The organism is Hyphomicrobium denitrificans ATCC 51888 (assembly GCF_000143145.1).
Taxonomy (GTDB): domain Bacteria; phylum Pseudomonadota; class Alphaproteobacteria; order Rhizobiales; family Hyphomicrobiaceae; genus Hyphomicrobium_B; species Hyphomicrobium_B denitrificans.
Genome location: NC_014313.1, coordinates 3,453,141 through 3,476,355 on the forward strand (window position 1 = coordinate 3,453,141; position 23,215 = coordinate 3,476,355).

A 23,215-nucleotide genomic window follows, 5' to 3' on the forward strand; every position below is an offset into this window, starting at 1 on the left:
TTTGATCCGAAATGGCGCTTCAAGAGTACGAATTCCCTCGGATTTCGTCTGACGGCGGCTCTGCGCAACGTCGTCACAGCAGCGGTTAGGCCGCGGGAGGTGGTTCGTTGACGTCCTGTTTTGCGACCTTCGGGCCGCCCTTCGAGACGACGACCATCGCCGGGCGAAGGCAACGGTCCTCGATCAGATAACCGACCTGGAAAACCTGCAGCACGGTGCCGCTCGGGACGTCAGGATTCTCCTGCTCCATCACGGCCTGATGATGATGGGGATTGAACGGCTGGCCGACGGGATCGTCGACGACGATGCCGTGGCGTTCGAGGGCGCCGCGATAGTCGCGTTCGGCGAGAACGACGCCATCAAGCAACGCCGATAGCGCCGGATCGCCTTCGAGCGCGTCCTTCGGCACGGCAGCGATGGCGCGCTGGAAGTTATCGCCGACCGTCAGAATATCTTTCGCGAACTTCGAGATCGCGTATTTCGCCGTTTCCTCTTTTTCCTTTTCGAGGCGGCGGCGCACGTTTTCGGTTTCAGCGACGGCGCGCAGATAGGCGTCCTGCTTGGCCGCGACCTCAGCGGTCTTGTTGTCGATCTCGGCCTGCAAAGCGGCGACCATCGCCTTGAGCTGTTCCGGCGTTACATCGCCGTGCTCGGACGCTGCGTCCTCGATGGGCTCGTCAACCGGCTTGTTCTCGTCGCTCATGATTCTCTTCGCTTGGGATTGATGGGAACCCGATGCGCACACGAACGGGTCCCGGGATATCGGCTGCAATGGCCGAAAAATCAAGGCGGTCGTGAACCGCAGTAGACGCTGGCGCTCAACGAACCCTTAAGGAATGAGACGGCTGACCAGCTTCGCTGTGTAATCGACCATCGGGATAATGCGCGCGTAATTCAGCCGCGTCGGGCCGATCACGCCCAGGACGCCGACCACGTGACGAGTTTGATCGCGGAACGGTGCGACGATCAGAGACGATCCGGACAGTGAAAACAGCTTGTTCTCGGAACCGATGAAAATGCGAACGCCTTCCGCCCTGTCGGAGGCGCCGAGCAGCTCGACGATGTCCTGTTTCGCCTCGAATGCGTCGAACAGCTGGCGGATGCGTTCGAGATCCTCGGCGGCGGTCACGTCTTTCAAGAGATTGCTCTGCCCGCGAACAATGAGACTCTTGCGGTCGTCGGAAACGCCGGACCATTCCGCCAGGCCTGCGGTGATGACCTTCTGCGCGAGCTGATCGAGCTCGGCCTTGGCGACGTGCAGCGATTTCTCAAGCTCGACCTTTGCCTCGGCGAGCGTCATGCCGCGGACGTGCGTGTTGAGATAGTTGGAGGCTTCCTGCAACGCGGACGGCGGCAGCCCCTCGGGCAGCGCGATGATGCGGTTTTCGACATTCTGGTCTTCGTCGACGAGAACGGCGAGGCCGCGTCCGGGTTCGAGCGGCACGAATTCGATGTGGCGCAGGCGCGCGACCTGCTTTTCGGCGAGCACAATGCCGGCGCAGTGCGAAAGGCCGGAAATCAATTCGCCGGCTTCGCTCAGCAACTGATCGACGGATTTGTCGCGGCGGTAGGCGATCTGCGTCTCGATCTGGCGGCGTTCCTCCGGCGTCACGTCGCCGACCTCGAGCAGGCCGTCGACGAATAACCGCAACCCGAGCTGCGTCGGCAGCCGCCCGGCGGAGGTGTGCGGCGAAACGATAAGGCCAAGCTGCTCCAGGTCCGACATCACGTTGCGGATGGATGCGGGGGACAGCGCGATCGGCAGAGCGCGCGACAGGTTGCGCGAGCCGACGGGTTCGCCGGTCGCCAGATAGCTCTCGACGATGCGCCGCAGGATCGTGCGCGAGCGCTCGTTAAGCTTCTGAAGCGGGCTTTTGCCGTCAAGCAAGGCTGCCGTCACGGCCTGATCGTCGATTTTCATGACCTGAGAGTCTAGGAAGGCCAATGGCTTCCGTCAAATCGGCTTGCAGGGTTTCGGGCTTTAGGGTTGAAGGGCGGGGACGACTTCTTTAGCCTCCAGCGAAATTTCAAGGTTTTCAGGAACATTATGCGACCCTCCAAACGCAAGCCCGATGAGCTGCGCCGCGTTTCGATTGAACGTGCCGTGTCCAAGCATGCCGAAGGCTCTTGCCTGATCAAATTCGGGGATACGCATGTCCTCTGCACGGCAAGCCTCGAAGAGCGCCTGCCGCAGTGGCTCAAGGGTCAAGGCCGGGGTTGGGTCACGGCCGAATACTCGATGCTGCCGCGCGCCACGCACGAGCGGACACGGCGCGAGGTGACGAGCGGGCATCCGTCGGGACGAACCCAGGAAATCCAGCGGCTCGTCGGTCGCGCGTTGCGTGCCGTCGTCGATCTGCCGAAGCTCGGGGAACGCCAGATCACGGTCGACTGCGACGTTATCCAGGCCGATGGCGGAACGCGGACAGCGTCGATCACCGGCGCCTGGGTGGCTCTGCATGATTGCATCCAATGGATGAAAATGCGCGACATGGTGAAGGACGGCGTTTTGCGCGACCATGTCGCCGCCGTGTCATGCGGAATTTATAAAGGCGATCCGGTTCTCGATCTCGACTATGCCGAGGACAGCAACGCCGACGCCGATTCCAACTTCGTCATGACGGGCACGGGTGGGATCGTCGAAATCCAGGGGACGGCGGAAACGACGCCGTTTACCGAGGAGCGGTTTGGCGATCTGCTGACGTTGGCAAAAAAGGGTATTGGCGAACTCGTGCAATTGCAGAAGCTGACGGTCGGGTAAACCAGACGCTCGGATGGAACGAGCATGTTCGGAAACTTCGCACTCGTCGCTGCGTGCCTGTTCGCCGGAGCGGCGCTTTACATCAGCGTTGCCGAGCATCCGGCGCGCATGGAGCTGGGCGATGGTCCGGCTCTGGCGCACTGGCACGTCGCTTACCCGCGCGGCGCGATGATGCAGGCGACGCTGGCGTTGCTTGGGTCCGTGCTCGGCGTTCTCGAATGGCTCGTCACCGGCAATTGGCTATGGTTGCTCGGAGCGCTCGTGCTGTTCGCCAACTGGCCCTATACGTTCATTTCGATCATGCCGACGAACCGGGTGCTCGAGGCGACCGTCGTCGATCAGGCCGGTCCGGCGTCGCGGGCGTTACTCGAGAAATGGGGACGACTGCATGCCGTGCGGACAGGGCTCGGCTTGGTGAGTGCTGGGATATTCTTATGGGTGCTGATCTGAGCGTTGCCTCCCCCTTACTCTCAATTCTCGAAACGGTGCTTTATGCACGCGATCTGGTCGCGACCGAGGAGTTTTACCGGCGCGTGCTCGGACTGCAGCCGATCGCCGTCGTTCCCGGCCGGCATGTCTTCTTTCGTTGTGGAGAGCAGATGCTTTTGATCTTCAATCCGGAGGCGACGCGCCATCCGCCGAGGCCGGGTGCGCTGCCGGTGCCGCCGCATGGCATGGAAGGCGAGGGGCATGTGTGCTTCCGCGTGACAGCCGACGATCTCGATGTCTGGCGCTCGAAGCTCCCTGAATTGGGCGTCGAAATCGAAGCCGATTTCGAATGGCCGAAGGGCGGGCATTCGATCTACTTCCGCGATCCGGCTGGCAACTGCCTCGAATTGGCCGAGGCGCGCATCTGGGGGATTTCCTGATGCGGCGCTTGACGCACGGATCGAAGCTTGTCGTCGCGAGTCACAACCCGGGCAAGGTTTGGGAGATCAACCAGCTTCTCGCGCCTTATGGTCTCAACGCCATTTCTGCGGGCGATCTCAATCTGTCGGAGCCGGAAGAAACGGAGACGACGTTCGCTGGCAATGCGCGGCTCAAAGCCTTGGCCGCAGCCGAAGGTTCGGGATTGCCGTCTCTCGCCGATGACTCCGGTCTCGAAGTCGATTGCCTCGACGGAGCGCCGGGGATCTATTCGGCGCGCTGGGCGGGACCGGGCAAGGATTTCGGGATCGCGATGAAGAAGGTCGCGGATGAAATCAGCGTGCGCAACGGCTGGGGTCCGCCTCACCCGAAGGCGAATTTCATTTCAGTTCTGTGTCTTGCATGGCCTGACGGCGAGACGCAAATCTTCGAAGGCAAAGTCTTCGGCCATCTCGTCTGGCCGGCGCGCGGCGGTAACGGTTTCGGATACGATCCGATGTTCGTGGCGGACGGCGAGAGCAAGACGTTCGGAGAAATGGAGCCCGCGGAGAAGTACGCGATCTCGCACCGGACGCGCGCCTTCGCCGTTTTTCAGGCGGCGATGCTGGATCATTTAAAGTGTGACAATGCGGGCGATGGCTCGACGGATGCGCGAGATCTTGCTGCGTTCTCGGCAGCGGCTGCCAGTCTTTCGACGCGCGTTGAAGTAGCGTCGTTTGTCGAGCGCCTGAAGGCCGATCTCGAAGCCAAGGAAAGTCAGTGGGCGAACACGACGCTCGCAGATTATCTCGATGCGCTTGCGGCGCGGCTCAACGATGCACCGGCGACGGATGAACCGGCATGGCGGCAACTCGCAAAGGCGATGCTCGCGGCAAGTCAGAACGGTCGATGACGGACGCGCTAACAGCTCCTGCCGCAATCTCCACCCCCGACGCCTCCCCGCAGGAGAGAGGGGAGAAGTCGGAGCGTCGAGAGTCATCCTTTCTCACGCGGAGCAAGGGTGATCTGCAGTCGTCCGGGCTGCGAGATGATGCTCCGTCGTTCGGGGTTTATGTGCATTGGCCGTTCTGCGCGCAGAAATGTCCGTATTGCGATTTCAATAGCCACGTTCGTTTTGGCGGTTGGGATGAGGCGCGATTTCTCGCCGCCTACGTTCGCGAGATCGACGCGACTGCGGATCTGATCGGCGCGCGGACGGTTTCGAGCATTTTTTTCGGGGGCGGTACGCCGTCGCTCATGCAGCCGGCGACGACGGCAGCCATTCTCGATCACATCGCGAAGCGCTGGACTATAGCGCCCGATGCCGAGATCACGCTCGAAGCCAATCCGAACAGCGTCGAGGCCGCGCGCTTTCGCGGTTTTCGCGAAGCGGGCGTCAATCGCGTCTCAATCGGCGTGCAATCGCTGCGCGATGATGAGCTGCGCAAGCTCGGACGCATTCACAGCGTTGCGGAAGCGAAGGCGGCGCTCGATGTCGCGCACTCGACGTTCGATCGATTTTCCTTCGACCTGATTTACGCGCGGCCCAAGCAAACGCCTGACGCGTGGCGCGCGGAACTTTCGGAAGCGTTGGATCTGGCGGGCGATCACCTGTCGCTCTATCAGCTGACGATCGAGCCCGATACGGCGTACGCGGCACTGCATGCGAAAGGCAAGCTCGTCATTCCCGACGACGACGCGGCGCGTGCGCTTTACGAAATCACGGACGAGCTGACGGCGGCGCGCGGACTCGCGGCGTATGAGGTTTCGAATTATGCGCGGCCAGGCTCCGAGAGCCGGCACAATCTGCTCTACTGGCGTTACGGTGAATATGCCGGCATCGGCGCCGGCGCGCACGGGCGCATCATCGTCAAGGGGCAGCGCACGGCAACAGTTACGGAACGCAATCCGGAAGCGTGGGCGGAGCGGGTGGAGGCCTCGGGAACCGGCGTCGTCGAAAGCACGGTGTTGACGCTCGAAGAACAGGCCGACGAAATGCTGCTGATGGGATTGCGGCTGAGCGAGGGCGTCGATCTCGATCAGCTCGCCGCGCTCGGCGGCGTTCGTCCTGCCGCGCATGTCGTTGGCGGTCTCATCGCGATGGGACTTCTGGAAGTCGTGGCCGCATCCAGCGCGGGGCGGTCTGGCGTTGTTCTCGCGCAAGACGACGACAGAGACATCATTCGCGGTTGCGCCGGACCGGGGCTTGCGCCGGAGACATTCGCTGCCCACGTAACTTCGCCGTCCCGCATTCGCGTCACACGCGCCGGGCGGCTGGTTCTTAACGCGGTCGTGGCGGAGCTTTCCAAAGGCTTCGTCCCGGCTGCCGCATAGACAATTCACTGGACGCCATTTAAGCACGCCGCATGCTTCGGGGACTCTACGACTGGACAATGCGAAAGGCGGCAAGCGACAAGGCTCCGGCCGCGCTCGCTGGCGTATCGTTCGTCGAAAGCTCGTTTTTCCCGATCCCGCCCGACGTGATGCTGATCCCGATGATCCTCAGCCGGCGCGAGAAGGCCTGGTGGTACGCGACCATTGCGACCGTCGCCTCCGTGCTCGGCGGGCTTCTGGGCTATGCGATCGGTTACTTCCTGTATGACGCGGTCGGGCTGCCGATCCTGAAATTCTACGGGCGCGAGCATGCGCTCGACAGCTTCATGGCGTTCGTCCGCGATTACGGCGTGCCAGCGGTCATCATCAAGGGCATGACGCCCATCCCGTACAAGGTCGTGACGATTGCGGCAGGGGTCGGGCATATGGACCTGCTGGCGTTCATCGGCGCGAGCATCGTGGCGCGGGCGATGCGCTTTTTCATGGTCGCCGCACTGCTATACTACGCAGGCGAACCGATCCGCGAGTTCATCGAGAAGCGTCTCAGCCTGGTGATGACGGTCTTTTTCGTTCTGTTGATCGGCGGGTTTGTCGCGGTCAAGTATATCTTCTAGAGCCTTCCGCAGAGGCTCGGAAACGCTCTAGTTTTCTGTCTGATCGTGCTTCTGACCGGAAAACGGTTTCGACTTTTCCGGAAGCACTAGCGGAGACCATCTCATGGCGCTTGCTGCACATGCCGAACGTGGAGCCGACTATCGCTACGGCGCCGTAGCGCTGTTCCTGACCACAGGCGCCATTCTCGCGGCTCTCGGGTTCCAGTACATCGGCGGCTACGTGCCGTGCATGCTCTGCCTGATCGAGCGCTACGCCTACTACGCCGCGGTGCCGGTTCTTTTCGTTGCTCTCGCGCTGACATCGGGCAGCTACCGCGGGCTTGCCGCGATCCTGTTCTTTCTGGTCGCGCTGGCGTTCCTCGCCAACGCCGGTCTCGGCGTCTATCACGCTGGCGCGGAATGGAAATTCTGGCCCGGCCCGGAGACGTGCGGGGGCGGGGAGTCGCTCAGCACGACGGCGGGCGGCCTGCTCAACGACATCCAGGGCATCAAGGTGATGCGCTGCGACGAGGCGTCGTTCCGGTTTCTGGGAATTTCGTTCGCCGGCTGGAACGTTGTGTCGTCACTGCTGATCATGGCGCTGGCGCTTCGCGCCGGGCTTGCCGCCGCTGCCGGACGCCGATAGCGCGCGTCCCGCTTTTCCGCGCCTCCTGGACTTTGTCCACAATTCTCGCAACGCACGAAAACCTTGATTTCGTTGCGGGCTCGATACTGTCAATCGAATATCATCGCACTGACAGAATCGCGCCTTCGCGTTGCCTGAATGTGACGGCTATTCTCTCTTCGTTCGCGGAACACACAGCCGAGTTGGTGACGTTCCAAGCGTCGAGGGAGTTTCAAGTGGCGTTCGAGTTGCGTCTTTCGGGATCGGTTCCCGAGCTGCCTGCCCTCGGTGGTCCTTGCGAGCGTGTTCGCGTCCCGTCTTTGAGTGCGCGTTGCGTTGTTGCGTATCGTAAGCGTTTGTTGCGTAGCGTTGTGTCTGAGTGCGGACGGACGCCAAAAGAAGTTCTGTCCGGAACGTTCAAAAAACTAAGGCGAACCGCTTCGACAAACTCGTCGATGCGTATGTCCCGGCGGTTCGCCCGCACGCTGCCTCACGGTCCTTTGTCGGGCCCTGGGCTTCATGCGGGATCTGATGACTGGGATTGGCGTCCGGTTGGAGATGTTGCGCGCGACGTTCTGATGGCGGCTCGAAAGCCATCGGGAGATCAGTCAGCGCGTTGAGTTTGGTAGTCGCGTTCCCGTGTCGGTATTGCGTGTCGCTGTTTGCGTTCGTCGAAACGAGATTTGGAAGGCAGCCGGCTTTCCCAATGAGCTGGCAGACACACGGAGCGTGATCGAGTTAGCCCTCAATCGAGACATCACGTGACAAGGTTTTGCGTAGTGGTGTCACAGCGCTCTGTGTGTCTGCCGCCTGCCGGGAACACGGAAGGCACCTTTCAAGTTCCCTCCAGTATGAAGTTTTATGCGGAGCTGTAACATGACCCCCTCGGTTCCTGATTATCTCAATCCCATCCAGTGGCATCAGGCCGTCGCCGTCAGCCGTCAGGAATGCGCGCGCATTTTCCGCGATGGCGGTGCGCCGCAGGACGCGCTCAAGGCGTTCGGATTGAATGCGGGCGATGTCGCAACGTGGGAGCGGGCCGTCGATCTCATCGCGACGGAAATTTGCGCGCATCCAATGCAGCGCGCGGCGTAGGAAGCTACGCCTACGGTTCGAGTTCGGTATCCCAGTAGAGATAATCGAGCCAGCTTTCATGCAAATAATTGGGCGGAAAAAGCCGCCCATTTCTATGCAGATCGAAAACTGTCGGCCGCATCGGCTCATGCGCCGGAAACATTCCGGCGACCTTCGGCATCATCCCGCCCTTCTTGAGATTGCACGGCGCACAGGCGGTGACGACATTGTCCCAACGCGTTTGTCCGCCGCGTGAGCGTGGAATGAGATGATCGAACGTCAGATCGCTCTTGTCGCCGCAATACTGGCAGGTGAAGCGATCGCGCAGAAACACGTTAAAGCGCGTGAACGCAGGATAGAGCGCCGGCTTTACATACGTTTTGAGTGAAACAACGCTCGGCAGCTTCAGCTCGAACGACGGACTTCTGACATAGCGTTCGTATTCGGAAACGATGTTGACCCGATCCAGGAACACGGCTTTGACCGCGTCCTGCCAGCTCCACAGCGACAACGGATAGTAGCTGAGCGGCCGGAAGTCGGCGTTCAGGACCAGAGCCGGACAATTATCCGGGATTGTCGCGTGAGCATTCACGGTAGCCATCAACCTCGCGGTTTTTGTTCCGTCGAATCGCGTCTGCCTCGTCAGGGCGCCGGGATACTAGCCGCGCATATCAATTCTGTGAAGCATCCGCTCTAATGTAGGCTCTCGCCGAGATTTTTGCCGTATTTGAGCGGCTTGCGCGGTCATATGACGCGCGGATTGCCGATTGTTCACCCGCATCGATGGCGTCGATGCGCCTGCGCAATCCTCGAAACAGTTTTTAGCGGCTGCCGATGCCGGGGTCACCAAGTCGTCACTGTTGGACGACACTTTTATCGCCGCCTGCGAGCGCTTAATCTGCGATTTCGAGCGGGCGTAGCTTGCGTAGAGGGATCTTGCGCGTGGATGTGTTTTGGAAGCTGGCGCCGTCGGCGCTGGCGCTGGCGATAGGCTTATTGTTTGCGTTTATGATCGTGCATCGACGGCGCGAGATCGCGAAGGTCTCGCTCAATGCGCGCCGTTCCGCGGGCCGGACGGTTGGCCAATGAGTTCGATCACGCGATTTGCTCCCTCGCCGAACGGTCTGCTGCATGTCGGGCACGCGCTGTCCGCGATCATCGCGCACGATACGGCGCAGTTGAACGGCGGTCGTTTTCTGCTGCGGATCGAGGACATCGATCTCGAGCGCAGGCGGCCGGAATTCGTCGCTGCCATTTTCGAGGATCTGCGTTGGCTTGGGCTTGCATGGGAAGAGCCGGTGCTCGTCCAGTCGGAGCATTTCAACGAATATCTCGCGGCGGCGGACAAGCTGATCGGAATGGGGCTTCTCTATCCGTGTTTTGCGACGCGCAGCGAAATCGCAGCCGCCGCTGATCCGGAAACGGCTGACCCAGATGGCGCGCCGCGCTATCCGGGGCTTTGGAAAGGCGCGTCGGCCGAACAGATCGGCGAGCGCATGGCAGCCGGAGATACGCCAGCACTGCGGCTCAATATGGATGCGGCATTGGACGTGTTGCGCGCCAAGCTTGGCGACAAACCTCTGACGTTCACGGAGATCGGTGAAGACGGGACAGCGCAGACGATTGCCGCCGAACCGCATCGCTGGGGCGATGCCATCATCGTGCGCAAGGATGTTCCGGCGAGCTATCATCTTTCGGTGGTGGTGGACGATGCGCGCCAGGGCGTCACGCACGTCACGCGCGGCCGCGATCTTTTTGCAGCGACCGATTTGCAGCGGTTATTGCAAGAGCTTCTGGATTTGCCGGAGCCTCTCTATTCGCATCACCGCGTGATTTGCTGGGCGGATGGACGAAAGCTTTCGAAATCAAATCAGGATATGGGATTGCGCGCATTGCGGGACGAAGGCGCGACGCCTGCTGATATCCGAAAGGTCATTGGATTGGCGTGACCGGAATTGATTCCGGCGCGCATATGCTCGATTTGACTCTTTGATTATTCTCAGCAGCTCTTCTGGCCGCCAGCGAACAAGCAGATAAAGCCCTTCGCTTCTCGCTCGCGCACCGAAGTTGGATATTACCAATCAGGGCCTTATTTGCGATTCCCGTCATTTGGTGTGATTCCAGGGATTCACGCTCATTAGAAATAAATTGAAATAATGGCGGCGCCTCTACTTGTGTATTTTGACAAATCACCTCAAATTTTAACGGCCCGCTTATCTTTTCCCTACATCCTTGGGAATCATGCTCTATACATCGACAAATAGGCTTGTCGGGGATTCGGCCCTTTTATCGCGGATTTCGGCCTGGATTCGCCACGCGCGCCAGATATGGCCGGTCGCGAAACCGCAAAAGGCCGAGATTGCCCGGTATGTCGAGCCGCGCCGTCTGACATTCGTCGAGCAATGGGCCTGTCTCTCAGACACGGTCAAAGGTGCGCTTTCGCGTGCCGAAGAGGCGACGCGCTGCCACACGTCGGCGGCTCTACAACTCGATCTGGCCCAATATGCCCTGGCGTCGCTGGTCGATGAGCTTTCGGCGGTAATGGATATGGGCGGACGCCGCCGGCCTGCCAGCGTTCACATGCTCGATCTGCAGCCGCCGCCGTTCGCACCGCGCCCGTTCGGCGACGCCATCGCGGCTTAAAGGCAGCCCCACGGTTTTTGCCGCCGTCGAGGCGGGCCATGCGAGAGCTTTCGCGCCTCAGACTATTTTTGCTATTGTTGCGCTCTTCGCGGCGGCAAAGGCATGCTTGTGTCCAGAGATCCAAAACCGGCAGACAGGCAGCAAAACCCGGCGCAGACGTCAAAGGTCGCGGATCGCGCGCGCGAGGCGCTTGAGGACCTCGCCGGAGCGCCGCTTGCGTCGGGGATTTATCTCGTCGCAACGCCAATTGGGAATCTCGCCGACATCACGCTCAGAGCGCTGGCTGTTTTATCGCGCGCCGATATTGTCTACTGCGAGGACACGCGCCATTCGGCGAAGCTGCTTCAGCATTACAGCATCGCGGCGAAGACGCTGCCGCTGCACGAACACAACGAAGATCGTGAGATCGAGCGCGTCTTAAGCGAAGCGGAGGCCGGCAAGCGCATCGCGATCATTTCCGATGCCGGAACGCCGTTGCTTTCGGATCCCGGCTTTCGGCTTGTCCGGACGGCCGCGTCGCGCGGAATTCGTGTCACCTCGATACCTGGCGCGTCGGCGGTGCTCACGGCGCTGACGACGAGCGGGTTGCCGACGGACGCGTTTTTCTTCGCAGGCTTCCTGCCGCCGAAGCAGGCGGCGCGGCGCACGCGGCTTGCTGAAATCGCAAATATTCCCAGTTCTCTCGTGATTTTCGAAGCACCGCATCGCGTCCAGGAGGCGCTTGCCGACATGGCGGACGTGCTGGGCAATCGCGCCGCGGTCGTCGCCCGGGAACTGACGAAGCTGCACGAAACGATTGCGCGGGGCACGCTGAGCGCGCTTGCGGATGACTTCGCGGGCTCGGTCTTGAAGGGTGAGATCGTCATCGTCATCGGACCGGCGGAACCGCAGGTTGTCAGCGACGATGCGATCAGCACGCGGCTCGATGAAGTGCTCGGCGCGATGAGCCTCAAGGATGCCGCGAAAACGATCGCCGGCGAACTTGGTGTGCCGAAGTCGCGGGTCTATGCGTTGGGCGTCAAGGCGAAGGATGAAAGTCCGTGAGTTCGAATGCCAATGACGATCAAGCCCGGCCGCTCTCCGACATCCGGCGTCGACGCTATCGCAGCGGGCTCAATGCGGAGATGGTCGTCGCGGCTGTCTACATGGCGCTCGGGCATCGTATTCTCGGACGCCGGTTCAAGACGCCGGTCGGAGAGATCGATCTCATTGCGATCAAGGGCCGGCGCGTGGCGTTCGTCGAAGTGAAGCGGCGGGCCTCGTCCGAGGAGGCTGAGGACGCCATCACGCTCACCATGCGCCGCCGCGTGCGGCGCGCCGCCGACCTATGGCTGGCGCGCAATCCGCAATACCAAAGTCATGACGTCGGATTTGACCTCGTCTTCGTCCTGCCGTGGCGGTTCCCGATCGTGATGCGGGACGCGCTCTGAATCTGAGCAAATAGAGCCTGGGCAAAAAAATTGGGCCCGTTGAAGCGGGCCCAAGTCCAGAGAGGCGAGTGCAAAGACGTAAAATTGCAAACCGATCGGAAACGACCGATCGAAATAAGGTTTAAACTCTGGCGGCTGAACGCGATTTGAACGGGCCTTGCAGCAAACGTTCATCTTTCGGGGCGGCGCGCGGGCGCGTTGAATGCCGGTCGCTCTTTTGCCGCGCCGATATTCGTGCTTCTCCGCCCACTGTTATGCGGCAACGCGCCCCTAAAACGGCCGGTTGAAGGCGGCATGAGCGCATGTTAAGGGAACCGCGGCTTTCGAAGGGCGGCTGGTGGTTTCTAGCCCCTTGCGCCTTTATTTTAGCGAAGGCTTTTCCTTGAAGCGGGCGTAGTCTCGGGCTTTTTGTGCCCAGCCCCTTATGCGCCCAGGCGCGACGGTGTGAGCGACGTGGCTACTGACGATACCATCGTTGAAGGCGTGGCCGGGCGCTATGCCTCGGCTCTTTTTGATCTCGCGAGCGAAAGCTCCAAGGTTGCCGACGTCGAAGGCGACCTTAGAAAGTTTCAAAGTCTCTTGGACGAAAGTCCAGATCTCGTTCGGCTCGTCCGGAGCCCCGTGATCGCAGCGGACGATCAGAGCCGCGCCATCTCCGCGCTTCTCGAGAAAGTCGGAATCAGCGGTCTCGCCGCGAACTTCCTGAAGCTCGTTGCGAGCAATCGCCGTCTGTTCGTCGTTCAGGACATCATCAAGGCCTATCGCGCGCTCGCCGCCAAGGCGCGTGGCGAAGTCTCGGCCGAGGTCACGAGCGCCGTTGCGCTCAATGACGAACAGATCGCAGCGCTTAAAGAAACGCTGAAAGCATCGGTCGGCAAGGACGTGACGCTGCAGTCGCGCGTCGATCCGAGCCTGCTTGGTGGTCTTATCGTCAAGCTCGGCAGCCGGATGATCGATTCGTCGCTCAAGACCAAGCTGCAGAACATCAAACTGGCTTTGACCGAAGCCAGCACCTGACGCATCAGAATTCAAAATGCCGTGCGGGCGAACCGGGCGGCATTTTCGTTGACATAGCCGAGAATTGAACAGGGAGCCGCTTCGAGGCTCCGCCAACGAAACGACCAGGGAAGAGGGTCTTACGTCTATGGAAATCCGGGCCGCAGAAATATCGTCGATCCTCAAGGATCAGATCAAGAACTTCGGTAAGGAAGCCGAGGTCTCCGAAATCGGCCAAGTGCTCTCGGTCGGTGACGGCATCGCCCGCGTCTACGGGCTCGACAACGTCCAGGCGGGCGAGATGGTCGAGTTTCCGGGCGGCATTCGCGGCATGGCGCTGAACCTCGAAGCCGACAACGTCGGCGTCGTTATTTTCGGCGACGACCGCACCATCAAGGAAGGCGACACCGTCAAGCGAACCGGCGCCATCGTGGAAGTCCCGGTCGGCAAGGGCCTGCTCGGCCGCGTCGTTGACGGCCTCGGCAACCCGATCGACGGCAAAGGCCCGATCAAGGCCGACAAGAAGATGCGCGTCGACGTCAAGGCGCCTGGCATTCTGCCCCGCAAGTCGGTGCATGAGCCGATGGCGACGGGCCTCAAGGCCATCGACTCGCTGATCCCGATCGGCCGCGGCCAGCGCGAGCTCGTCATCGGCGACCGTCAGACCGGCAAGACGGCGGTCATTCTCGACACCTTCCTCAACCAGAAATCGCTGAACGCCGGAAACGACGAAGGCGCAAAGCTCTATTGCGTGTACGTCGCGGTCGGTCAGAAGCGCTCGACGGTGGCGCAGTTCGTCAAGGTTCTCGAAGAGCGCGGCGCGCTTGAGTATTCGATCGTCGTCGCGGCAACCGCGTCCGATCCGGCGCCGATGCAGTACCTCGCGCCGTTCACCGGCTGCACGATGGGCGAATACTTCCGCGACAACGGCATGCATGCCGTGATCGCGTATGACGATCTTTCCAAGCAGGCCGTTGCGTATCGTCAGATGTCGCTGCTGCTTCGCCGTCCGCCGGGCCGCGAAGCCTATCCGGGCGACGTGTTCTATCTTCACTCTCGCTTGCTCGAGCGCGCCGCGAAGCTCGGCGACGCATCCGGCAATGGTTCGCTGACGGCGCTGCCGGTCATCGAAACGCAGGCGAACGACGTTTCGGCCTACATTCCGACGAACGTGATTTCGATCACCGACGGCCAGATCTTCCTTGAATCGGATCTCTTCTATCAGGGCATCCGTCCGGCCGTGAACGTCGGTCTCTCGGTGTCGCGCGTCGGATCGTCGGCGCAGACGAAAGCCATGAAGCAGGTCGCCGGCAAGATCAAAGGCGAGCTGGCCCAGTACCGCGAAATGGCGGCCTTCGCTCAGTTCGGTTCGGACCTCGACGCTGCGACGCAGAAGCTGCTCGCACGCGGCGCGCGTCTGACGGAGCTTCTGAAGCAGCCGCAGTTCTCGCCGCTCAAGATGGAAGAGCAGGTTGCGGTGATCTTCGCGGGTACGCGCGGTTATCTCGACTCGATCCCGGTTGCGGCGGTTGGCAAGTTCGAGCAGGGCGTTCTTTCCGGACTGCGTTCGGAAAAGTCGATCTTCGAAGCGATCGCGAAAGAGAAGGCGCTGTCGGCCGATACCGAGAAGAAGCTCGTCGAATTCCTCGACAAGTTTTCGAAGAGCTTCACGGCTTAATCGGGACCTCTTGAGGAGAGCGCCCGATGGCGAGCTTAAAAGATATGCGCAACCGCATCGCCTCAGTTAAGGCGACGCGGAAAATTACCAAGGCGATGCAGATGGTGGCCGCGGCGAAACTGCGCCGCGCCCAGGAAGCTGCTCAGGCTGCGCGTCCCTATGCGGAACGCATGGCGACCGTGCTCGGAAGCCTCGCTTCCAAGGTCGCCGACAAGAACGGCGCTTCGCCGCTGCTCGTCGGCAACGGCAAGGACCAGGTTCACCTGCTGATCGTCATGACGGCGGAGCGCGGTCTCTGCGGCGGCTTCAACTCGAATATCTCGAAGCTTGCACGTGCCGATGCACAGCGGCTGATTGCCAGCGGCAAGACCGTCAAGATCATGACGGTTGGGCGCAAAGGCGCCGACAACCTGCGCCGCGACCTCGGCAAGAACATCACTGAGCGCAAGGATTTCCAGGGCGTGCGTCAGCTCAACTTCGGTCATGCCGAAGGTGTTGCGAACCGCGTGCTTGAAATGTTTGAAGCTGGCGAATTCGACGTCGCGACGCTCTATTTCTCGGAATTCAAATCGGTCATCGCGCAGAAGCCGACGGCGCTGCAGCTCATCCCCGCCAAGGTGGACGAAGAAAGCAGTGAAGCTGCGAAGAGCAGCGCTGCAACCGCGATCCACGAATACGAGCCGGGCGAAGAGGAAGTTCTTGGCTTCCTCCTGTCGCGCAATATCTCGACGCAGATCTTCCGGGGTCTTCTCGAGAACGCGGCGTCCGAGCAAGGCGCGCGCATGTCGGCGATGGACAACGCAACGCGCAACGCCGGCGACATGATCAACAAGCTGACGATCAAGTACAACCGCCAGCGTCAGGCGAACATCACGAAGGAACTGATCGAGATCATTTCGGGCGCGGAAGCGCTCTGATCTGGAGGCTAGTCTCATGGCATATGTTACGCATGCGACGACAAAAGGCGGCCGTGACGGCCGTGCCGTTCTCGATGACGGAAAGCTGGCGCTTGCGATGGCGCTGCCGAAAGACTTGGGCGGCTCGGGCGAGGGACACAATCCCGAGCAGCTTTTCGCCCTCGGCTGGTCGTCCTGCTTCGGTCAGGCCGTCCTGCTTCTGGCAAAGAAGCATGGGCTCGACGGTCAGGCTGCACGAGTCGGCTGCAAGGTCGAACTCGACAAGGACGAAACGAGCTTTGCCCTGAAGGCCGAACTCACTCTGTCAATTCCCGGCGCCGACAAGACCAAGCTTCAGGCGCTGATCGAAGAAGCCCATCAGATTTGTCCGTATTCCAAGGCGACGCGCAACAACATCCCCGTGACGCTGACCGTCGCCTGATCACATTCCGCTGGAGATTAAAATGGCTAAGAACGTAGGGAAGATTCAACAGGTCACGGGTGCCGTCATCGACGTGCATTTCGAGGGTCAGTTGCCGGAAATTCTGAACGCTCTCGAGACGAAGAACCACGGCAATCGCCTGGTGCTCGAAGTTGCGCAGCATCTCGGCGAGAACACGGTTCGCACGATCGCCATGGACTCGACGGAAGGTCTTGTTCGCGGGCAAGAAGTCGTCGACACGGGCGCACCGATTTCGGTGCCGGTCGGCGATGAAACGCTCGGCCGCATCATGAACGTCATCGGCGAGCCGGTCGACGAAGCCGGTCCGATCAAAACTCCGAGCGTCCGCGCCATCCATCAGCCGTCGCCGACGTTCGCCGATCAGGCTACGGAAGCGCAGATCCTCGTTACGGGCATCAAGGTCGTCGACCTGCTGGCGCCTTATGCGAAAGGCGGCAAGATCGGCCTGTTCGGCGGCGCCGGCGTCGGCAAGACCGTTCTGATCATGGAACTCATCAACAACGTCGCGAAGGCTCACGGCGGCTACTCGGTGTTCGCCGGCGTCGGCGAGCGTACGCGTGAGGGCAACGACCTCTATTACGAAATGATCGAGTCGAAGGTGAACCTCGACCCGAAGAAGAACAATGGTTCGGCGAAGGGCTCGAAGTGCGCTCTCGTGTACGGCCAGATGAACGAGCCGCCGGGCGCACGTGCGCGCGTCGCGCTTTCGGGTCTGACGGTCGCCGAGCACTTCCGCGACCAGGGTCAGGACGTGCTGTTCTTCGTCGACAACATCTTCCGCTTCACGCAGGCGGGTTCGGAAGTGTCGGCGCTTCTCGGCCGTATTCCTTCGGCGGTCGGTTATCAGCCGACGCTCGCGACCGACATGGGCGCGCTGCAGGAACGCATCACCACGACGCAGAAGGGTTCGATCACCTCGGTGCAGGCCATTTACGTGCCGGCCGACGACTTGACCGACCCTGCTCCCGCCGCTTCGTTCGCCCACTTGGACGCAACGACCGTTCTTTCGCGTTCGATCGCAGAAAAGGGCATCTACCCGGCCGTCGATCCGCTCGACTCGACGTCGCGCATGCTCGACCCGCGCATCGTTGGCGAAGAGCACTATCAGGTCGCTCGTAAGGTCCAGGCGATCCTCCAGAAGTACAAGTCGCTGCAGGACATCATCGCGATCCTTGGCATGGACGAGCTCAGCGAAGAAGATAAGCTGACGGTCGCCCGCGCACGTAAGATCGAGCGTTTCATGTCGCAGCCGTTCCACGTGGCCGAAGTCTTCACCGGTTCGCCGGGCAAGCTCGTCTCGCTGCCGGATACGATCAAGGCGTTCAAGGGTCTTTGCGACGGCGAATTCGATCACCTTCCGGAACCGGCCTTCTACATGGTTGGTACTATCGACGAGGCGATCGCGAAGGCCGAGAAGCTCGCAGAAGCCGCTTAAAACCGGCAAGCGCTGCGGGCGAACAGCCCGCATCGTCGCGGGCCCAGGAGATTGAATACATGGCGGATGCCGCGACATCGTTCGGAAGCTGCTGCGAGGAGCTGAAAGAGGCTCTCGAAGGCGGCGATTTCGAACCCCTGATTACGGTTGGACCCGACAGCGTGATCTACATGACTGTCGGGCTGGTCGATCTCGAGGAAGAAGAGCCGGGTCTCGTCGACCATCCGCTTTTCTTCTGCCCGTTCTGCGGAACCAAGCTGCAGACGCCGGAAGAGGTTCGCGCCAAGGCCGGAGCGGAAGGCGACGACGACGAGGAGACGAAGAGCGCTTAAGCCGCTCTGCGTCTCGAGAAATGAATTAGGGTTCCGGGAACAACGGACACGACATGGCAGGTACATTCAAATTCGAACTCGTCTCGCCAGAGCGGGTGCTGCTTTCGATCGACGCCGATCAAGTCGTCGTGCCGGGCTCCGATGGGGAGTTTGCCGTTCTCGCCGGTCATGCGCCGGTGATCGCGACGCTCCGTCCGGGCGTTCTCGACGTGACGGCGGGCGGCAGCAAGCGCCGGCTGTTCGTGAAGTCGGGCTTCGCTGAGGTCGATCCGTCTCGTCTGACGGTTCTGGCCGAGAAGGCTTATGACGTCGAAGAACTTTCGGCTTCGGCGATCGCGGAAGAGCTGAAGTTGGCAGAAGCCGAATTGGCTGCTGCGAAAGACGACAATGCCAAGCGCATGGCGGATACGCTCGTCAACGAACTGAAGCGTTTGTCGACGAAGGCCGCCTAGTCGTTCGTTCGGAATTTCTGGATTAAACAAAAGCCGGACCTTGCGTCCGGCTTTTTGTTTGGCTGCAAGTGCTGCAGAGCCGTCAGCCTGTGAGATGTCCGAATGCGGACGTGACGCGTTCGTAGACGTCGCGTTTGAACGGGATGATCAGCTTCGGCACGCTTTCGATCGGTGCCCATCGCCAAGCGTTGAACTCTGCTTTCGTAGCGCCTTTCGGTGCAATGTCGATCTCGCTGTCGTCGCCCAGAAAGCGCATCGCGAACCACTTCTGCCGCTGTCCGCGGTAACGGCCTTTGAGGGCGATGCCGAGCAGGTTCTCGGGAAGCTCGTAGGTCAGCCAATCGGCATGTTCGCCGATAACCTCGACGCTGGTGACGCCTGTTTCCTCACGCAGCTCACGAAGTGCCGCGATGCGCGGCGGCTCATATTTGTCGATCCCGCCCTGCGGCATCTGCCAGATGTGGGCCATGTGATCGCTCGCCCATTTGGGACGGCGGCGCCCGACCCAGACCAGTCCATCCCGATTGAGCAGCATGATGCCGACGCACGACCGGAAGGGCAGGACGGCGCGCGATAGTTCCGACGGGTTGGGCAGCAACGTCATATGGACAGTCCGTGCATAACCTGTGGACAAATGGATGGCATGATTCGTCATTGTCCAGAAAAAGATAGCAGCCGTATGACATTACGCTGTCACATTTGGAACAGCGCAGACAATTCACAGGCGCCGTCGCGCGTTGCTGCGCGCGAGCGGCCGGTACGATCTGGAGTGTGAGCTTCGAGGCCCTTATCGCGCCAGCGGCTTAGCCAGCGGCACGAACGCGGCGAGCACGTCGCGATAGACGTCGCGTTTGAAAGGCACAATCAGATCAAGGAGTTCGGTTGCCGGACTCCAGCGCCATTCGATGAACTCAGCGTCGTGTCCGGGCGGTGGCGTGATGTTGATTTCGCTATCATCGCCGAGGAAGCGATACGCGAACCAGCGCTGCTTCTGTCCGCGATAGCGGCCACCCCAGGCCTTGCCGATCAATTCGGGTGGGAGATCGTAGGTCAGCCAGCGTGGAAGCTCAGCGATCGGGTCCACCGAGCGGATCGCTGTTTCCTCAAAGAGTTCGCGTCGCGCGGCGGCGGCTGGCTCTTCGCCGGGATCGATGCCGCCCTGTGGCATCTGCCACCATGTGCCTTTGCCCTCCGAGTCGTTCTGCGAGCCGGCGCGGCGGCCGATCCAGACATGCCCGTTCCAGTTGACCACCATCTGCCCGACGCAGGGGCGGTACGGCAGGCTGTTGGGATCTACCAGTTTCTCAGAGTTCTCGGTCATCGGTTCGGGCCTTCCTGGCAAGTTCTGCGCAAACGAAGGGCGCCGCGAGGGCGCCCTTCAAAGCTTGGGTGTTTGACGGCGCGATGTCAGTTCGGCGTCGTCTTCTTCTCTTCCGGCGGCGTCGGCGTGGTGGTGCCGCTGCTGTTTGCCGCCGGAGGGGTCGTGGGCGCTGCCGGAGCGGTAGAGGCGTTGTTCGCCGCTTCCGGACCTTTGGCGGTGCCGTGCAGGAAGCTTAGCGCATACTGAAGCTGCGTATCCTTGTCGGCATCCTTGGCAACGTATGACGACGAGCCGGATTCTTCATCCTTGCCTTCCTTGGCGCTGCCGTCGGGGTTTTTCAGGTGACCGCGAAGGCTCGCCTCGCCACGCGGCTTGTCAGCGCCGATCTTGTCCTTCAGATCGTCCGGGATCGCCTCGTCGATGACGATATCCGGCTCGATGCCCTTGGCTTGGATCGAACGGTTCGACGGCGTGTAGTAGCGCGCCGTGGTCAGGCGGATCGCACCATTGGCGCCGAGCGGAATGATCGTCTGGACCGAGCCCTTGCCGAACGAACGCGTGCCGATGATCGTTGCGCGTTTCTGATCCTGAAGCGCGCCGGCAACGATTTCGGATGCCGAGGCCGAGCCGCCGTTGATCAGCACGACGATCTTCTTGCCGTCCGAAATGTCGCCCGGACGGGCGTTGGCGCGCTGCGTTTCCTCGTTGTTGCGGCCTTTGGTCAGAACGATCGCGCCCTGCTCGAGGAAGTCGTCGGAAACGGCGATGGCCTGGTCGAGGAGACCGCCGGGGTTGTTGCGCAGATCGATGACCCAGCCCTTGAGGTTCGGGCCGATCTGCTTGTCGAGCGTTTCCACGGCCTTCACGAGATTGGCGTGTGTCTGCTCGTTGAAGGTCGAAACCTTGATGTAGCCGATATCGCCTTCGGCACGCGACTTAACCGGATTGATGCGAATGACGTCGCGCACGACCTTGACGTCGAACGGATCGTCCTTGCCCTTGCGCACGACGGTCAACATGATCGGCGTGTTGACGGGACCGCGCATTTTCTCGACGGCCTGCTCAAGCGTCAGGCCGGAAATCGCTTCGTTATCGAGATGCGTGATCAAGTCGTTCGCCATCAGGCCGGCTTTCGCAGCCGGCGTGTCGTCGATCGGAGAGACGACCTTGATGACGCCGTTCTCCATCGTGACTTCGATGCCAAGACCGCCGAACTCACCGCGCGTCTGCACCTGCATATCGCGGAAGTTTTTCGGGCTCATGTAGGACGAGTGCGGATCGAGCGACGACAGCATGCCGTTGATCGCCGACTCGATGAGCTGCGTGTCGTCGGGCTTCTCCACGTAGTCGGAGCGCACGCGTTCAAGAACGTCGCCGAAAAGATCGAGCTGCTTATAGAGCTCGGAATTTTGCGATGACGTCGCGGAGTATGTCTGCGTGACGTTGAGGAGTGTCGTCGCCCCGGCCAAGCCTGTCATCAGCAGGAATGTCCAGAAAGCATAATCAGTCTTGCGCATTAGCCTTGTACCTTCTGCTGACCTGATGCCCACCAGGGACCGGGGTCGATGGGACGCCCGTCCTTACGAAATTCAACGTACAAAACGGGTCCGCTTATTTGCGCCGAAGACGGCGTATTCTTCTGACCGCCACTCATTGTACCGACGGGCTCTGCGGCCAATACGAACTGACCGGACCGGACGTCGATCTGCGAGAGGCCAGCGAGCAGGACATGATAGCCGCCGCCCGCGTTGATGATCAAGAGTTGCCCGTAGCTGCGGAATTCACCTGCGTAAACGACCCAACCGTCACAGGGTGACGTAATCTGCGCCGCGTAACGCGTTTCGATAACAGTGCCTTTCGACTGGCCGCCGTATTGTGTGCGATCGCCGAACGACAAGGCGCGGCGGCCTTGCGCCGGAAGCGGCAGCTTGCCTTGCGCCGATGCGAAGGGGATCGCGGGTTTGATCCGGCCGGCATTGCCCGGAATGAGTGACGTGCCGGACGGAGCCAGCTCGACCATCGCCTGCTTGGGTGAAGGCGGTGGCGTCAATATGGCGACCTTGGCCGGAGGCGCGACCGCTTCCGCCGCTGCGCCGGATGCTGCGGCGACGGGGGCGGCAGCGGCGGGAGTCGCGGAGGGTGGCGTTTTCGCAGCTGCCGCATCGGCGGCGGCGCTCGCAATTTCGGGCGCTTCCGGCGGCGGCGTGATGATCTGCGGTCCGGACGACGCCGGTGCTTGCGGCGCGGCGGCGCGCTGGTCGTTTTTCAGCTGGCTGTTGTAAGCGCCGAGGCCGGTCTTTTCGGTGACGGTATGATCGAGGCGCGTAATGAGTTCGGTCAGGTTGCCGACGTTTTTCGTGATCTCGCCCGCCGCGACGCGCACCTCGGCCAACTCGGTCTGGCGGTCGGCCAGCGACAGCTTTTTAGCTTCCATCAGGCTCGCGAGGCGCGTGCGCGTCTCATTCAGGCGATCGGTTTCGGCACGAAGGTGTGCGCCTTCGGTGCGGATGCTCGCCATCACGTTCTGCAGCTCGCTAAGTCTCGCCGAGAGGGTGACGGCCTGATCTTTCAATTCCGGAAAGGCCGAGGAGAGCAGCATCGCGCTGCGCACCATCTTGAGTGCGTCCTCGCGACGGGTGACGAGAACCGGCGGCGGATTGCGTCCGATCCGCTGCAAGGCCGCAAGGAGCGATGCGATCTGGGCGTGCCGCTGCTCGAGCGAACCGCGAACCATTTTTTCCTGCTCGCCCAGTTCGGAGAGGCGGCCTTCGATTGCCGTCATCTTCGCTTCGCCGCGCTGGATCAGGTGCGCCGTTTCGATGAGGCGCGAGTTCAGCCGTTCGCGCTCGGCATCCAGTTCCGCGACATCGGAACGGATCGTGAGTTCCTTGGCGGCGTTTTCATTGAGCTGCTGGCGCTTCTGATCGAGAACCTTGCGGGCCGTGTCGGGATCCGTCGGAACAGCATCCTGTGCCGCGAGCGGCGCGACTGCTGCCATCGACAGCGCTGCGGCCGCAAGAACGCGGAGGCTCGGGCCAGCGCCGGGGCGCCGCCGCCAAGTGTTCCGACATGCCGACAACTGGTTGTTCACTGGGCCTCAGGTCGAAAAGCGCATGGGGCCGGGGAGTGAGGGGAAATCCGCCTCGGGGCCGGAGCCAAATATGATGCGTCGCAAGGATTAAGACATTTGCCGAGGAGCGCAAATTTCAAATGCGTAATGCGAGCCCTATTCGGGGCGATTTCAGCGAAGAACTTCGCGTGCCGCGTCGTTTCCGCGTAGTCTTGGCAATTGCCGCCGCGTGTCCATAGGCTTAAGCCAATCCGGAATACTGGAGG

27 protein-coding genes are annotated in these 23,215 nt (G+C 61.2%); 20 read left to right on the forward strand and 7 right to left on the reverse strand.

Annotated elements, in window-relative coordinates:
• Positions 1 to 85: 85 nt before the first annotated feature.
• A complete protein-coding gene (gene grpE / locus HDEN_RS16745) occupies positions 86 to 703 on the reverse strand; it encodes a nucleotide exchange factor GrpE (RefSeq protein WP_013217337.1) in 618 nt (205 codons plus the stop codon).
• A gap of 126 nt (positions 704 to 829) precedes the next feature.
• A complete protein-coding gene (hrcA, locus tag HDEN_RS16750) occupies positions 830 to 1,921 on the reverse strand; it encodes a heat-inducible transcriptional repressor HrcA (protein WP_041921709.1) in 1,092 nt (363 codons plus the stop codon).
• A gap of 126 nt (positions 1,922 to 2,047) precedes the next feature.
• On the opposite strand from hrcA, the gene rph reads away from it, so the two are divergent.
• The 8 genes from rph to HDEN_RS16790 all read left to right on the forward strand — a co-directional run bounded on the left by rph (position 2,048) and on the right by HDEN_RS16790 (position 8,254).
• Complete coding sequence (gene rph, locus HDEN_RS16755) at positions 2,048 to 2,761, forward strand: ribonuclease PH (protein ID WP_013217339.1); 714 nt, start codon at positions 2,048 to 2,050, stop codon at positions 2,759 to 2,761.
• Positions 2,762 to 2,785: 24 nt separating this feature from the next.
• Entirely contained in the window at positions 2,786 to 3,211 is a 426-nt protein-coding gene (locus tag HDEN_RS16760) for an anthrone oxygenase family protein (protein WP_013217340.1), read from the forward strand.
• Positions 3,196 to 3,630, forward strand: a complete 435-nt coding sequence (locus HDEN_RS16765; protein ID WP_013217341.1) for a VOC family protein — start codon at positions 3,196 to 3,198, stop codon at positions 3,628 to 3,630. Before HDEN_RS16760 ends, HDEN_RS16765 begins: the two co-directional genes overlap by 16 nt.
• Positions 3,630 to 4,520 carry an RdgB/HAM1 family non-canonical purine NTP pyrophosphatase gene (gene rdgB / locus HDEN_RS16770; protein ID WP_013217342.1) on the forward strand — a complete coding sequence of 297 codons (891 nt, stop codon included), beginning with the start codon at positions 3,630 to 3,632 and terminating at the stop codon, positions 4,518 to 4,520. The genes HDEN_RS16765 and rdgB overlap by 1 nt, the downstream gene beginning before the upstream one ends.
• On the forward strand, positions 4,469 to 5,941 hold the full coding sequence (gene hemW, locus HDEN_RS16775) for a radical SAM family heme chaperone HemW (protein ID WP_245256673.1): 1,473 nt from the start codon (positions 4,469 to 4,471) through the stop codon (positions 5,939 to 5,941). Before rdgB ends, hemW begins: the two co-directional genes overlap by 52 nt.
• A gap of 32 nt (positions 5,942 to 5,973) precedes the next feature.
• Positions 5,974 to 6,555 (forward strand): YqaA family protein, encoded by a 582-nt coding sequence (locus HDEN_RS16780; RefSeq protein ID WP_013217344.1) that lies wholly within the window; start codon positions 5,974 to 5,976, stop codon positions 6,553 to 6,555.
• Positions 6,556 to 6,658: 103 nt separating this feature from the next.
• Positions 6,659 to 7,180, forward strand: coding sequence for a disulfide bond formation protein B (locus tag HDEN_RS16785; protein WP_013217345.1), 522 nt, complete (start codon positions 6,659 to 6,661; stop codon positions 7,178 to 7,180).
• Positions 7,181 to 8,035: 855 nt separating this feature from the next.
• Positions 8,036 to 8,254, forward strand: a complete 219-nt coding sequence (locus HDEN_RS16790) for a hypothetical protein (protein WP_013217346.1) — start codon at positions 8,036 to 8,038, stop codon at positions 8,252 to 8,254.
• 10 nt (positions 8,255 to 8,264) lie between these two features.
• Here HDEN_RS16790 and HDEN_RS16795 read toward each other — a convergent pair whose 3' ends face one another.
• Positions 8,265 to 8,834, reverse strand: a complete 570-nt coding sequence (locus HDEN_RS16795) for an HNH endonuclease (RefSeq protein ID WP_013217347.1) — start codon at positions 8,832 to 8,834, stop codon at positions 8,265 to 8,267.
• 166 nt (positions 8,835 to 9,000) lie between these two features.
• On the opposite strand from HDEN_RS16795, the gene HDEN_RS18420 reads away from it, so the two are divergent.
• The 12 genes from HDEN_RS18420 (at position 9,001) to HDEN_RS16850 (ending at position 18,558) form a co-directional block, all read left to right on the forward strand.
• On the forward strand, positions 9,001 to 9,153 hold the full coding sequence (locus HDEN_RS18420) for a hypothetical protein (RefSeq protein ID WP_169305498.1): 153 nt from the start codon (positions 9,001 to 9,003) through the stop codon (positions 9,151 to 9,153).
• A gap of 165 nt (positions 9,154 to 9,318) precedes the next feature.
• Positions 9,319 to 10,182 carry a tRNA glutamyl-Q(34) synthetase GluQRS gene (gluQRS, locus tag HDEN_RS16800; protein ID WP_013217348.1) on the forward strand — a complete coding sequence of 288 codons (864 nt, stop codon included), beginning with the start codon at positions 9,319 to 9,321 and terminating at the stop codon, positions 10,180 to 10,182.
• A 292-nt stretch (positions 10,183 to 10,474) separates the two neighbouring features.
• The gene (locus tag HDEN_RS16805; RefSeq protein ID WP_013217349.1) at positions 10,475 to 10,876 is read left to right on the forward strand and encodes a hypothetical protein; all 402 of its coding nucleotides are present in this window, start codon (positions 10,475 to 10,477) and stop codon (positions 10,874 to 10,876) included.
• Positions 10,877 to 10,978: 102 nt separating this feature from the next.
• Positions 10,979 to 11,920 (forward strand): 16S rRNA (cytidine(1402)-2'-O)-methyltransferase, encoded by a 942-nt coding sequence (rsmI, locus tag HDEN_RS16810; protein WP_013217350.1) that lies wholly within the window; start codon positions 10,979 to 10,981, stop codon positions 11,918 to 11,920.
• On the forward strand, positions 11,917 to 12,306 hold the full coding sequence (locus tag HDEN_RS16815; protein ID WP_013217351.1) for a YraN family protein: 390 nt from the start codon (positions 11,917 to 11,919) through the stop codon (positions 12,304 to 12,306). Before rsmI ends, HDEN_RS16815 begins: the two co-directional genes overlap by 4 nt.
• 453 nt (positions 12,307 to 12,759) lie before the next feature.
• Positions 12,760 to 13,323 (forward strand): F0F1 ATP synthase subunit delta, encoded by a 564-nt coding sequence (locus tag HDEN_RS16820; RefSeq protein ID WP_041922118.1) that lies wholly within the window; start codon positions 12,760 to 12,762, stop codon positions 13,321 to 13,323.
• A gap of 127 nt (positions 13,324 to 13,450) precedes the next feature.
• Complete coding sequence (atpA, locus tag HDEN_RS16825) at positions 13,451 to 14,980, forward strand: F0F1 ATP synthase subunit alpha (RefSeq protein WP_013217353.1); 1,530 nt, start codon at positions 13,451 to 13,453, stop codon at positions 14,978 to 14,980.
• A 26-nt stretch (positions 14,981 to 15,006) separates the two neighbouring features.
• Positions 15,007 to 15,897 (forward strand): F0F1 ATP synthase subunit gamma, encoded by an 891-nt coding sequence (locus HDEN_RS16830; RefSeq protein WP_013217354.1) that lies wholly within the window; start codon positions 15,007 to 15,009, stop codon positions 15,895 to 15,897.
• A gap of 16 nt (positions 15,898 to 15,913) precedes the next feature.
• Positions 15,914 to 16,318 (forward strand): organic hydroperoxide resistance protein, encoded by a 405-nt coding sequence (locus HDEN_RS16835; RefSeq protein WP_013217355.1) that lies wholly within the window; start codon positions 15,914 to 15,916, stop codon positions 16,316 to 16,318.
• Positions 16,319 to 16,340: 22 nt separating this feature from the next.
• The gene (gene atpD / locus HDEN_RS16840) at positions 16,341 to 17,774 is read left to right on the forward strand and encodes a F0F1 ATP synthase subunit beta (RefSeq protein WP_013217356.1); all 1,434 of its coding nucleotides are present in this window, start codon (positions 16,341 to 16,343) and stop codon (positions 17,772 to 17,774) included.
• Between the two features lie 59 nt (positions 17,775 to 17,833).
• Positions 17,834 to 18,106: a hypothetical protein gene (locus HDEN_RS16845; protein WP_013217357.1), complete on the forward strand. Its 273-nt coding sequence runs from the start codon at positions 17,834 to 17,836 to the stop codon at positions 18,104 to 18,106.
• 53 nt (positions 18,107 to 18,159) lie between these two features.
• Positions 18,160 to 18,558, forward strand: a complete 399-nt coding sequence (locus HDEN_RS16850; protein WP_013217358.1) for a F0F1 ATP synthase subunit epsilon — start codon at positions 18,160 to 18,162, stop codon at positions 18,556 to 18,558.
• A gap of 82 nt (positions 18,559 to 18,640) precedes the next feature.
• On the opposite strand, the gene HDEN_RS16855 is transcribed toward HDEN_RS16850, so the two are convergent.
• The 4 genes from HDEN_RS16855 to HDEN_RS16870 form a co-directional block, all read right to left on the reverse strand.
• On the reverse strand, positions 18,641 to 19,162 hold the full coding sequence (locus HDEN_RS16855; protein WP_013217359.1) for an RNA pyrophosphohydrolase: 522 nt from the start codon (positions 19,160 to 19,162) through the stop codon (positions 18,641 to 18,643).
• A gap of 183 nt (positions 19,163 to 19,345) precedes the next feature.
• Positions 19,346 to 19,879 (reverse strand): RNA pyrophosphohydrolase, encoded by a 534-nt coding sequence (locus tag HDEN_RS16860; protein ID WP_013217360.1) that lies wholly within the window; start codon positions 19,877 to 19,879, stop codon positions 19,346 to 19,348.
• A gap of 86 nt (positions 19,880 to 19,965) precedes the next feature.
• Entirely contained in the window at positions 19,966 to 21,396 is a 1,431-nt protein-coding gene (locus HDEN_RS16865) for a S41 family peptidase (protein WP_013217361.1), read from the reverse strand.
• Complete coding sequence (locus HDEN_RS16870) at positions 21,396 to 22,877, reverse strand: murein hydrolase activator EnvC family protein (RefSeq protein ID WP_245256674.1); 1,482 nt, start codon at positions 22,875 to 22,877, stop codon at positions 21,396 to 21,398. The genes HDEN_RS16865 and HDEN_RS16870 overlap by 1 nt, the downstream gene beginning before the upstream one ends.
• Between the last annotated feature and the right edge of the window lie 338 nt (positions 22,878 to 23,215).